6 protein-coding genes are annotated in these 13,679 nt (G+C 49.8%); 2 read left to right on the top strand and 4 right to left on the bottom strand.

Going from position 1 to position 13,679, the window contains the following annotated elements:
- Together GJR95_RS33340 and GJR95_RS33335 are read left to right on the top strand one after the other, a co-directional pair.
- The gene (locus GJR95_RS33340) at window positions 1-1,155 is read left to right on the top strand and encodes a DUF4249 domain-containing protein (protein ID WP_232540942.1); all 1,155 of its coding nucleotides are present in this window, start codon (window positions 1-3) and stop codon (window positions 1,153-1,155) included.
- Between the two features lie 117 nt (window positions 1,156-1,272).
- Entirely contained in the window at window positions 1,273-3,672 is a 2,400-nt protein-coding gene (locus GJR95_RS33335) for a hypothetical protein (RefSeq protein WP_162389974.1), read from the top strand.
- 8 nt (window positions 3,673-3,680) lie between these two features.
- Here the strand turns inward: GJR95_RS33335 and GJR95_RS33330 are convergent, their stop codons facing one another.
- The 4 genes from GJR95_RS33330 to GJR95_RS33315 all read right to left on the bottom strand — a co-directional run bounded on the left by GJR95_RS33330 (window position 3,681) and on the right by GJR95_RS33315 (window position 13,679).
- Window positions 3,681-4,247 (bottom strand): hypothetical protein, encoded by a 567-nt coding sequence (locus GJR95_RS33330; RefSeq protein ID WP_162389973.1) that lies wholly within the window; start codon window positions 4,245-4,247, stop codon window positions 3,681-3,683.
- Between the two features lie 231 nt (window positions 4,248-4,478).
- Complete coding sequence (locus GJR95_RS33325; RefSeq protein WP_162389972.1) at window positions 4,479-11,444, bottom strand: putative Ig domain-containing protein; 6,966 nt, start codon at window positions 11,442-11,444, stop codon at window positions 4,479-4,481.
- A gap of 443 nt (window positions 11,445-11,887) precedes the next feature.
- On the bottom strand, window positions 11,888-12,553 hold the full coding sequence (locus GJR95_RS33320; protein ID WP_162389971.1) for a peroxiredoxin: 666 nt from the start codon (window positions 12,551-12,553) through the stop codon (window positions 11,888-11,890).
- 385 nt (window positions 12,554-12,938) lie between these two features.
- Window positions 12,939-13,679 (bottom strand): LytR/AlgR family response regulator transcription factor, encoded by a 741-nt coding sequence (locus tag GJR95_RS33315; protein WP_162389970.1) that lies wholly within the window; start codon window positions 13,677-13,679, stop codon window positions 12,939-12,941.

The raw sequence follows: 13,679 nt of genomic DNA, 5'->3' as shown, positions 1-13,679 counted from the left end.
ATGAAACAGACGCTAATGCAGTTTAACCCGCGCATGAAAAAAACAGGTTTTTCCAGAGCCATCGGCTGGTTGATGATCCTTGTATTCGGGGGGTGTGTTGATCCATATCGTCCGCCCGAAGTTACCTCGCCCGGCAGCTACCTGGTTGTCAGCGGGTTCTTCAATAGTGCGCCGGGTACAACAAGCAGTATTCAGTTGTCGCGAACGCAAAACCTGACCGACCCCAAAGCACCGGCTGTAGAAACCAAAGCGCAGGTAACCATTGAAAGCGCCAGTAAGATGACCTACACACTGCGGGAAGGCACAGGTGGCGTTTATACCCTCTCGGGCGTAGTGCCCTTGCCTAACGAAACGTATCGATTGCGTATTCGCACGGCTCAGGGCAAGGAATATCTATCTGATTTTGTGCCGGTTAATACGACTCCCCCAGTTGATAGCTTAAGCTGGCATGTTGAGAACGATGGGGTTCAGATCAACGTAAATACGCACGATCCGGCGAATAAAACGCACTTTTACCGCTGGGAATTCGATGAAACATGGGAGTACGTGGCTGCGTATGATTCGGGCTATGAACTCAAAAATAAAGAGATCGTCTCCCGAACCGAACGAATCTATCAATGCTGGAGCAATTTTGTCGATAAGTCGATTCAGTTGGCTTCATCAGACCGACTGAGCCAGGATGTTATTAGTCAGCGACCATTGACGTTCGTTCGGGGCGCGTCCATTAAACTCGGCATTAAATACAGCATACAGGTCAAACAAACGGCACTCACCAAGGCTGCTTTCGACTACTATGACCAGCTGGCTAAAATAACGCAGAATGTAGGGTCTATTTTTGATCCGCAGCCCTCACAGATTACCGGCAATATTCATTCAGTAGCCAATACGAATGAACCGGTTATGGGTTTTTTTCGGGTTGGTACCGTAGAAAGTCGCCGTATTTTTATCACTAAACGACAATTGCCCTACTGGCTCACCGAGACAGGAAATTTTGGATGCCTCGTCGACACGCTGTCGGTTAGTAAGATCATTGATGAACAGCCCGGTATTATCACGTTCTATGATCGGACCAGTTATCTGACATCCAGCCATTACTGCATCGATTGCCGACTACGGGGTGGTGTCAACAAAAAACCAGACTATTGGGATCAGTAGGGAATGGTGATGTCGGGTTTGAGAATCCGACAAAAATTGCTGACGCGAACTGTCGGGTTCGAGAACCCGACACCACATACTGCCAACTGAAGATTGTCTACTGAGAACTGAGTTTATATGTATTTTATAATTAAACGAGAGCTGCTAATCAAACTGCTTCTTCTGAGCGGGTTGCGCGCAATTGCTCAGGCACCAGCATCGATTAGCCCGATCACGCAGTCTTTCGATACTTATCGCCGTCAGACGCTACAGGAGAAGTTATTTCTGCATGTAGACCAGCCGATGCACTTTACGGGCGAAACGGTATGGTTTAAGCTTTTTTACGTTGATGGCTCCTTTCATCGGCCCTTGAGGATCAGTAAGGTCGCTTATGTAGAGTTGCTGGATAAAGACCAGAAATCGGCATTACAGGCTAAAATTACCCTTTCGGCAGGTGGCGGAAACGGCAGTTTGTTCCTCCCGGCATCGATTAGTTCAGGTAATTATATACTTCGGGCGTATACGAGCTGGATGCGAAATTTCAGCACAACTTATTTCTTTGAACAACCGCTGACCATCATTAACTCGTTCAAGCCCCTGGAACCACCAGTCGCTAAAGAGACGCCCAATTTTTCGGTGCAACTGTTTCCGGAGGGCGGGAATCTGGTTCAGGGATTACCGGGTAAAGTAGCCTTTAGCGTAACCGACGCGGCAGGTCATGGCATTTCGGCCAAGGGCTTCCTGCTGACTGCTCAAAACGATACTGTTTCCCGATTCAGCACCTTCAAATTCGGTATTGGCAGCTTTTCATTTACGCCAGTGGCCGCTAACGCCTACCGGGTTGTTATCAGCGATGAAAAAGGTCGGACGGTAACGCAGGCACTGCCAGCCAGTTATGAGCACGGCTACGCCCTGCATCTGGACGAAGCCGACAACGATCAGCTAAAACTAACCGTCACGACCAACGTTACCACAGCCTCCGCGGTGTATTTACTTGCGCATACGCGGCAACTCATCAAGACCGCAGAAATGAAGCCGATTCAACGGGAAGCTACGTTTCTGCTTGACAAAAAAGCGCTGGGTGAAGGCATCTCCCACCTGACGATCTTTGACGCAGACCGCAAACCAGTGTGCGAACGTTTGTATTTTAAACGCCCTATTCATCCACTGGCCATAACGCTAAAAACCGACCAGAACCGATACGCCTATCGGACCAAAGTAACGCTGGATGCTACGGTTCAGGCATCGGCCACGAACGCTGCCCAGGCCGATTTATCGGTGGCGGTCTATCGGGTCGACTCGCTGGCTTCCTTCAAATCGAAGGATATACTCAGCTATTTGTGGCTATCATCTGATCTGGCAGGAGCGATTGAATCACCCGACTATTACTTCCAGCCCGAGAGTGTCGCCAGCCGACAGGCAGCAGATAACCTGATGCTCACCCACGGCTGGCGTCGGTTTAAGTGGGAATCAATTCTGACGAATTCGAACCAGCAGCCGGGTTTTCAGTTTATACCCGATTACAACGGACTACTGGTTCAGGGACGCATTACAGATCCTTCGTCAAATGCGCCTGCCCCCAAACTACTAACCTATTTGTCGGCACCGGGCAAACCTGTTCGGTTATTCGTTTCCAGGAGCGATTCAGTTGGGCGGATTCGGTTTGAAATGCAGGATTTCTACGGCCCCAGACAGGTCCTTGTTCAGACAACTCCGAAGGATAGCCTCTACAAACTGACCATCGACAATCCGTTTTCCGAGCAGCCATCGGCCATGCCCTTACCCGCCCTGGAAATCAATGAGCAGAACACCGAAGCCATTCAGAACCGGAGTGTAGCCATGCAGGTACAGAATACGTTCTGGGCCGATCAATCACTGCGTTATCACTACCCAACAGTCGATAGCACGGCCTTTTATGGAATCGCCGAAGAGTCGTACTTACTGGATGCTTACACGCGCTTCCCAACGATGGAGGATATATTGCGTGAATATGTGCTGGGCGTACTACCCCGAAAACGCCAGGGACATTTTCGGTTAATGGTACCCAATGCTCCCTATCGCGAGTTTTTCGATGAGGAGCCGATGGTTCTGGTCGATGGTGTTCCGGTGTACGATATGGACAAGGTTATGGCATTCAGCCCGCTTAAAATACAGAAGCTGGACGTTATCACGAACCGCTATTTTATGGGCCCTGCCTTGTTTAATGGCCTCATCAGTTTTATGACTTACAAAGGTGATCTGGCAGGGTTTCCGATCGACACCCGTGTACTAAAACTGGACTACGACGGGTTACAGCTACAGCGGGAATTCTACGCTCCCCGTTATACAAACGCCAAACAACAGGAAAGTCGTTTGCCGGACGCACGCACGTTATTGTACTGGAATCCATCGGTACGTACCAACGAACTGGGTAAAGCACAGCTTGATTTTTATACGTCCGATATGGCAGGTATTTATCTTATCGATGTAAATGGGCTCTCAAAGGATGGAAATGCTGGTTTCCAGCGGATTCTTTTTGACGTCAGGAAACCTGACTAAGCAAATCCTTATTCAACGAAGTAATTCCGCAAAATCCAGGAGATATTATACAGTAAGAACAGGATAACCACTCCGCCATGGAAGCGTTCATTTTTTACCCGAATGGCAACCATGCATAACAGAAAATGAGTCGCCACCCGTATCGGATACTCCGGGCCTAACCGATCGAAATACGCTTCCCCTTTCAGGAATGTATCGATCATATCGACCAGAAATGTTGTCCCCAGCATACCGTAAAACCATTGCTTTCGGGCAAAGAAATAGGCTTTATACCCTTCATACTCCGATAGATCTTCTGGAAACAGTAAGAAACAGATGATATAATATAGTACGATGTAAAAAATGACGAGGCTATAGGCAGCAAACGTCCATTCGTGCAATTGACTAAGCCGATACTCCCACCACCAGAAATAGACAAGAGCCAGAAAACTATACAGCGCCCATAATAAGTGTATCCAATAAGGTCGACTTTTAGTAGGATGGACAATAAACCTGGTAACACCCCGAAGCAGATGAGCGATACTTAAGCTTAAAATAAAGCCCAGTATCATCCGTATGTGGGCGAACTTATCCATGAAAATCAGTTGATTGGCATACTGAACAGCGGTCTAAGATACAAAAAAGGAGCATCCGGCGGTTCCCCGTCAGGACCGGATAAAAATAGGGATTCTCAACCCGCCTTCTTTATAGTCATCCCTGGTTGTTGACTCGCCCGCACATAGGCATACAATTTTGATATACAGATAATTAACAAAACCATCCGGTCTACCAAGACCAGGCAGACCGGATAGTTTGATTGTTCCAGGCTATCGTACGATCACTTTCAGGTGCCTATGTTCGAGAGCGGTCCGAACCTCGAGCAATAACAAACCTTTACGGTAGCCTACCGGAAGTTTGATGTATTCCAGCGAATGCGCTTGATCAATCCGATGCTGATGCACCTGCTTGCCTTGCTGATCAACCAACTGTAGATCTACCCACTGACCCGACACGCCCTTTACCTCCAGCTCAACAAACTCGCCTTCTACCGGATTGCCCAATAGGGTTAACTGTAAATTAGACGTTGGTTCTCCCGTTCCCAATCGGGCTGGCGCACTACAGGCCGACAACCAGTTGTAGCTATAACTAGCCTCCCCGGCTGAACCCGATTGAGCCGCTTTCAGGGTAATGGTCGGATTATCGGTGTAGAGATTTAGCGTGTAAGGCCCCGCTGCCGTTGTGGCTACCAGTTCATTTTCCACCCTAAAGCTGATCGGCTGACCCGTCAGCCCAGCATACTGGGGCAGGAACGTGACCGACCGAAGCCCAGCGCTTAACGTTACACAACTCAGCGTCTGTACGCCTGTGATGGCAAAACCAACTGGATTACCTACCGATGTCGAATTCACTACCGTCAGCACAAAACTGGTGGTGTTGGTGAGTCCTCCGCCATCCGTGGCGGTCAGCTTCACGGTGGATACCCCACTCACCGATGGCGTACCACTAATGGCCGTACCTGTGAGCATCAGGCCAGCTGGCAACCCTGTGGCCGAAAGGGTAACCTGATTAGGGGTTTCCTGATCAGCAAATACATTGGCTAAATTCAGATTAAATGGCTGCCCCACCGTTGCTGTCTGACTGCCCACCGGGCTGTTGATCCAGGGCGGTGTATTATCCTGTCCAGCACTACTACAGGCCGCCAGCCAGTTGTAGCTAAAGCTGGCCACCTCAGCACTTCCCGTCTGATGAGCCCGCAGGGTAATTGTGGGGTTGTCCCGATAGAGCGTTAGTGAGTAGGGTGCTGGATTGGTAGTTGGAACGAGCTCATTGACCACCTCGAAAGCAATCGATTGTCCATTCAGACCTGCATACCGTGGAGCAAAACTGAGACTGATCCGATCCGCCACGGGTGTACAACTGATGGTTGTGACGCTGGTGATGGCGAACGGGGTCGTTGGATCGGGTGGAGTACTAGCGGGCAGTACCGTCAACGTAAACTGGGTACTCACAGAGAGTCCTCCCGGATCAGTGGCCGTGATGGTCACCGAAACGGGCGAACCCACGGTGGTAGACGGTGTGCCACTCAGGGTGGCTCCCGCAAAGCTAAGTCCAGCGGGCAGTCCGGTAGCTGACAGCACCAACCCTTGCGGTGTCTCACTATCTGTGAATGTATTCGAAGGAATTACAAAGGTCACCGATTCATTTACCCGAACGGTTTGATTGGGGATTGGAGTCACCAGTCGAGGTGGCGTATTAGGCCCCTGAGAGCTCTGACAGGCTGCCAGCCAGTGGTAAACAAAACTGGTCGAGCTGCCTTGCTGGGTAGCCTGCAGGGTAATAACTGGTTTATCACTGTAGAGCTGCATGGTGTAGGGCCCCGGCTGGGTGGTGGGCAGGAGCTCATTGACCACCGAGAAGGAGACAGGCTCACCGCTCTGCCCAACGTACTGGGGCATAAAGGTGACGCTGTATCGGTTAGCCGTACTGGGCGAGCAGGCCAGAGTGGTAACCCCGGTCATGGCAAATGGAACAGTTTCCACCGCTGTCACAGTCACGCTGACTATCCCGGAAACCTGTTGTTGACCTGGCTGGCTGTTATCAGTCACCAGTACGGTAAAGCTATGCACTCCTACTGGCAAACCAGACACACTGGCTGTGTTTACCGATGGTGTGATACTACCGGCCCCTGTGAAGCTGTAGCTGTAGGGCATGGTGCCACCCGCTACAGTTGCTGTCAGGGTTGTTGCCTGATCGGTTGGTATAGGGTTAGGGCTGGCCGCGAGGGTCAGGCTCAATGGTGCTACCGGATTCGTGACGCTCAACGCGAATGCATTCGAGGTTAGGCTATTGCAGGCGCCCGTGATGACCACTGAGTAGCTACCCGCATCGGAGAGCTGGACATTGGCCAGGGCCAGCTGAGCACCCGTTTGATTAGGCAGAGGATTGCTCAGATTGTCCTTGTACCACTGGTAAGCGGTAGGTTGGCCGATAATTTCCACGGCTACTGAGACGGAACTCCCCACAAAGACCGTTGTGGCCGAGAGAGGTTGCTGCGTAATCGTTATTGTCTGGTCAGGCTGCTGACTGACGATTATACTGGTGGAGGCTGTACAACCCGTTGGAGACGTGAGCGTCACCGAATAGACGCCCGCCGAACTGACTGTGATCTGTGGTTCAGTCGAACTTGTGCTCCACAGCAAAGTACCAGTGCCTAAAGCCGTTAGTGTGGCTGTTGGACTAGCACAGGTGAGGGTAGCTGAACTAGGGCTGATACTGAGCGATGGAGCCGACTGGTCGGCGGAAATACTGGTGCTCGCTGAGGCTGTACAGCCGCTGGGAGACGTTAACGTAACCGAATAGATATTTGCCGCACTGACCGAAATTGTGGATGAACTAACCCCCGTTGACCACAGGAAGCTGCCTTCACCACTGGCCGTTAGCGTCGTTGATGGGCTGGCGCAGGTTAAGGTAGCGCTGGTGGGATTGATACTTACGGTTGGCGGGGTATTATCCTGACTGATGGTTACGCTACTGGTAGCCATACACCCATTAGGGGCCGTCAGTGTTACCGAATAGGTAGTGGCCACGCTGGCAGAGATAATCGGAGTCGTTGAGCCTGTGCTCCACAGAACAGTACCTGTCCCAACTGCGGTCAGGCTCACACTGGGACTACTACAGGTGAGGGTAGTACTGGTCGAGGTTATATGTACGGTAGGAACTGTATTGTCCGCGCTGAGGGTGATGGAGGCCGATGCTGAACAACCGCCCGGTGCCGTCAGGGTTACCGAGTATGTACTGGCCGTATTCACACTGATCTGGGCATCGGTCGAGCCGTTGGACCACAAAACGCTTCCGGATCCGACCGCCGTCAGACTAGCCACTGGATTACTACAGGTCAGTAGCGTGTGAGACGCGATAATGCTCAGGAGAGGAGTGGTCTGATCCGTCGATACCCCAGCAGTCGCAGTCGATGAGCAACCATTCGCCCCGGTTAACGTCACCGAATACGTACCAGTTGTTCCTACAGTAATGGTTTGACTGGTAGCCCCTGTGTTCCACAGATAGTTACCAGTACCGCTGGCCGTTAACGTCGTTGTGGGACTGGCGCAGGTGAGTGTAGCACTGGTTGGGTTTATGTTAACAATGGGCGCGGTGCCATCTCTGACAACCAGAACATTCGTCGAACTAAGGCAGCCCGCAGCATTGGTAACCGTTACGGAATATGGCCCTTCGGCATCCACTATGGCAATACCCGCTGTGGCATCCTGGCTCAGGATACCCGGTCCTGCAAAGGCATAGCTCGTTCCACCACCGGCCGTCAGGGTCACACTGCTGACTGCACAGGTGAGGGTAGCACTCGCTTGCAGGCTGGCTATTGGCAGCGCATTGACCCATAGGCTGGTTGCTGATGCTGTGGACTGGCCATCGCTACTGATGGTTAGTGTGAAACTCTGATTGCCTGTCTCAACTGCAGTCAGACTCTGATTGAACGTCAGGCTGGGTGTTGTGCCACTTGTAGTACTGGTGCCGTTGGTGAGGGTATACGCGTAGCTACCCGTCACATTCCCTACTAGGGCGGTAAAGGTGATGGGACTGCCTACGCAAACGGATACAGAACTCGCGCTAAAGCCCGTAAGGGTAGGCCCTGGAGATGCTCCCCCGTAGACCAGTTTGACCGAGGTACTGGTGTAAACAACATTCCAGTTGGCTGGAAGTCCTGTAACGGAGGTGAACATGCCGGATATTGCCTGAGCAGTCAGAATAGTTACTTCATCACCACTGACCGGGGTATAGTTGATCGATACGGCCAGGGTTCCGCCTAATGTAGCCGTTCCCCCTACGTCTATCTGGTCGAAATTTACGCCTGCCGTAGCCGTTCCGTTAACTTCGATGTCCATGATGCTGTTACTAAAATCTTTGCTTTCATTAAACGTCAATTTGCCTGGGGAATAGCCCGGAGATAGTGTCCCACCGGCATTGGTAAAGGTCAATGCTGCGATATTGCCCGTTCCTTTGAAAGTTCCCGCTGTATTGTTACTGAAATTACCTGCTCCCTGTTGGGTTAGCAAAGTGGTTACATTTTGTAACGCACCAATGGTAACGGTTCCAGTATTGGCAACGGTGTTATCCTGAAGATAAATGCCCACTCCCGCATTGTTGACATTAATTTGTCCTGTGGTTTGGTTTGCGAAGACAACCTGATTGTAAATTCCGTATGAGCCAACACTGGCCGTCGAGCCGATGGTTATACCCGCTGCATTGGTGAAAGTACCAGTAAAGTTCCGAAGCCCCGCCAGGGTTGAGCGATCGATATGGATGTCACCCCCGGTATTGTTGGTAAAGGTCGATCCATTGAAAATACCATGAGAGCCCACACCTGCTGTCGCGCCGATAGTGATGCCAGCCGTATTAGTGAAAGAACCGGCTGCATGATAAAGTCCTGTATCGGTGGAACGATCGATCTGGATACGCCCACCCGTGTTGTTGTTAAAATTACCGTTATTCACAAGGCCATAAAAGCCCACACCTGCTGTCGCGCCGATCGTGATGGTCGACGAGTTTGTGATCGTTCCGGTTGGGTTGTTTAACCCGGTGTCGGTGGAACGATCAATTCGGATATTTCCACCTGCGTTGTTGTTGAAAACAGCCTGATTGTAAATTCCGTAGGTTCCGACACCAGCCATTGCTCCGATGGCAATAGCCGCTTCGTTGGTAAAGGTGCCATTAAAATTGCGAAGCCCTGCCAGGGTTGTACGGTCAATATTAATGTCTCCTCCTGCATTATTAAGAAAAGTAGATTCATTGAAAATCCCATGAACCCCCACATTTTCCGACGCTCCAATGGTGATCGTTGCCGAGTTGGTGAACGCACCTTTAAGTTGATAGATCCCGGTGTCTGTAGAGCGATCTATTCGGATATGCCCGCCCGTATTGTTGTTGAAAACATTTTGGTTCGAAATGCCATACGTCCCGGCACTTTCCGCTCCTCCGATCGTGATGTCTGCATCGTTGTTAAAAGTACCGCGTAAGTTGACGATCGCGATACTGCTGGAACGATCTATGCTAATAATTCCACCAGGGCTATTTCTAAAGTTACCTGAGTTCAGTAGTATCCCATTGACTCCAACCGTTGTTGATGCCCCAATGGTGATCGTTGCTGAGTTGGTGAACGTAGCTTGTGAATAAAGCGCGACTACTGTTGTACGGTCAATTCGTATGTGCCCTCCCGGACTGTTGTTGAATGAGCCACTATTCACAAGGCCACGATTTCCCACAGCAGCAACGGCTCCAATAGTGATACTACCTACATTGGTAAAGGTACTGGCAGCAGCAATATCACACGCGAATAGATTGGTGCGATCTATATTGATGGTCCCATCTGTGTTGTTAGTAAAGGTAGCCTGGACCTCCAAACCTGTATACCCGCCATTAGCCACTCCGCCGATCGTGATGGCCCCAGAATTACTGAAGATGCCAGCAGTCTGATTCATTCCTACCCCCCCTGACAAGGTAGTTACATGATCAATTCGAATGGTTCCGCCCGTATTGTTGTTAAAAGTCGCCCGGCTCCAGAATCCATATTTCCCTACACTCTCCACCGACCCAATCGTAATGTCCGCTTCATTTGTAAACGTTCCGGATGCATGATGAAATCCGAGATTGCCGGTACGGTCAATCTGGATGAGACCACCTGTGTTATTGTTAAAGATCGCCTGGTTTTCCAAACCCGTTTTACCTCCACTGTCTACTCCTCCGATGATGATGGCTGCCGCATTTGTGAACGTTCCGGAAGTATGGTAAACCCCAAAGTCTGTAGCACGGTCAATCCAGATATGTCCACCTGTATTGTTGTTGAATGTACTCCAGCTCGACAGGCCATATGTTCCCACACTAGCCACCGCCCCGATAGTGATGTCGGCTACATTAGTGAAGCTACCCGAAGCATGATAAAGCCCATTGTCGCTCGTGCGATCAATGTTGATGCTCCCACCTGTGTTGTTGGTAAAGGTTGCGAGGTTCTGAAGGCCCGTTTTCCCCACTGTTTCTGTGGCACCAATGGTGATGGTTGCCGAATTGGCGAAGGTTGCCGATATCGATTTGGATTCGTCCGCATTGTTCATCAGACCGCGAACCGATGAGCGATCGATCTGGATGGTTCCCCCCGGATTATTGTTGAAGGTAGCTTCGTTCCAAATACCATTTAGCCCCACGTTGGTATTCGCTCCAATGCCGATGATAGCGGCATTGGTAAAGGTCCCAAATGCGTTAAACAGCCCTGTGTCAGTCGAGTTGTCAATATGGATTGCCCCGCCGGTATTGTTGGTAAAGGTGCCCTGATTAACAATGCCATATGTTCCGACACTGCTTACCGAACCCAGGGTAATGTTACCGCTATTGTTGACCGTTCCCAGGTTGTTCAACCCAGCCGTGAAATTAAACGTAAATGGCGTGGTGTATGCTGCCGAACCGTTGATGGCCAGGCTACCGGTAGCATTAATGGTCAGTAAGGCATTGGCCTGAATGAGCACCGATTGGGCTAATGCCCCTATTCCGCCTGCAATGACGGGATCGTTCGCAACGTCGGGAATTATTACATCGTCTGTCGCATCTGGTACACCCGCCGACCAGTTGCCTGATTTTTGCCAGGCGTTATCAATACCACCAGTCCAGGTGGTCTGAGCAAACGCACTGCCCGCTATCCACACAAGCATCGGGAGTAGAAGCAAAAACCGCCGTGCACCGAATCCCGGCACGGCAGTTTTTTTTGTATAAATAAGTAGTGATTTTATCATTGAATTTTATGTTCATTAAACTGATTCACCCCAAACCATTTTTCATCGTTTGGGGTGATAGCCCGTTCATTCACGACAGGAATGAAGCACAGCCTTTTTTTAATCGATAGCTGAACGGATTATTGATTTGTGTGAATGGATTGCCTGGGTTGGGCACACCGATGCCTGCCTCATAGTCGAGCCATCCTGGATTTCATACCCAGAGCACAGAAGCACCGTCCTATTTAGTTATTCCGCTGTATCCCGGAGTTGCTTCCACATCATAGTCTGCTCATGAAGCAATTAGTAAACTGTCTGCTTCATAGGTCGAACCATCCTGGTATCAATCCATTTTCCAACGGGAGCTATATACGTAATCGTGTCGCAGACAAATTTTAGCCATACGTTCCTAGTCATGGCGGCATTGTCGTCGTCTGGACCGCTGGCCATACGCAGGAGTCGTATTAGTTTTTGCCAGGTTGAGGAATAATGCGCAGGTAAGGCTTGATGGTTTTCCAACCATCCGGATATTTTTCTTTTGCTTCGGCATCAGAAACTGCCGGAACAATAATTACATCTTCCCCATCGGCCCAGTTTGCTGGCGTAGCTACCCGATGTTCGGCCGTAAGCTGCATGGAATCCAACACACGAAGTAGTTCATAGAAATTACGGCCCGTTGTCATCGGATAGGTCAGCTGGAGCTTTATTTTCTTGTCGGGGCCCACCACAAAAACAGAGCGTACCGTTTGATTGGTGGCAGCCGTCCGGCCTTCCGACGTACCCGGCTCTTCAGCGGGAAGCATATCATACAATTTTGCAATTGCTAATGTGGGATCGCCGATCATCGGATAGGTCACGGGGTAACCCTGGGTTTCTTCAATGTCTTTTTCCCATTTAAAATGGCTTTCAACCGGATCTACACTCAAACCAACCACCTTACAATTCCTCTTCTGGAACTCCGGTGCCAATTTGGCCATATACCCCAGTTCTGTAGTGCAAACGGGTGTAAAGTCTTTAGGATGCGAAAAAAGAATGGCCCAGCCATCGCCAATCCAATCATGGAAATGAATGACTCCCTGGGTAGTTTCGGCCTGAAAATCAGGAGCTATGTCATTTAATCTGAGACTCATGGTAGTTATCGGTTAATTGGTTATAATTAGAGTAAAGGTGTATTGACAAGTAGGGGTGTCAGAAAAAAAGAAATTGCTTTTTACAGGTTTCGCACCTGTAGGTTTTAGGTTGGATAGCGCCAAAAGAAATCACTTTCACCAGCCAACCGGCGATGGATTTTTTCTCAGAAATGACCAGGTTCCCACCGCAGGCTGTGCAGCGAATTCCCAGTATAGTTTGTTTAATGATGATTTTATCCAGATCGAGCAAGCCCATAACAGCGCCAAAAGTGGCGTTGCCTGAGCGTATGGCCAACTAAAAGGGATGAACGTGGCTGTTCAGGGATGAACAGCAGGAACTTTGGGAATACAGGCTGTGACAATGGAACCCAGTCCATTGAAAATGTCAGGGTTGGTTTATGCCAAGGGCATTAAAAAGCTCTTCCCGATAGGATTTCCCGATTGGAAGTTTTACACCCTGCAACGAGAGTTCGCCGGGAAAAATGTCATCGATAAGGTTGATGTTTACGGAGAAACGTCGGTGAATGCGTATGTACTGATTAGGGGGCAACTGCTTCATGAAATCATTGATCGTAGAGCGCACGATTACCCGCTTTTGTGCGATTAACTGCAGGTTAATGTAATTAGCCTCGCTCTCCAGATAAAGCAATTCACTGAAAAATATTTTTCTGAAGACATAGCCGTCTTTCACAAACATAAAATTCTTTGCGTAATGCGAAGCACTATTATCCGGTTTTGCCTCGGTTCGATTACCGGCAAAATTGCTAAAGGCAATTTCGATGGCTGCATACAGTTCCTCTTTCGTAAACGGTTTGACAATATAGGCGTGAGGTTTAACCTTTTTAGCCATGTCAATCGTTTCGACGTCGCTATTGGCGGTTAGAAAAATAAAGGGGATTTTATGGGACTCATTGATTTTTTCCGCTACGTCAAAACCATCTTTCCGACCGGCCAGCTGGATGTCGAGCAGCACTAAATCCGGTTTGTCATTGTCAAGCATATCCAGTGCTTCGGTATAATTAATGGCCGGACCACAATACGAATACCCCAGTTCATCCAGTACACTTAAAATCGTTCGTGCGATAACAAGCTCGTCTTCTATAACCCCGATTTTTAAAACTGACAT

Source organism: Spirosoma endbachense (genome assembly GCF_010233585.1).
GTDB lineage: Bacteria > Bacteroidota > Bacteroidia > Cytophagales > Spirosomataceae > Spirosoma > Spirosoma endbachense.
This window is presented reverse-complemented; position numbering and strand designations above follow the sequence as displayed.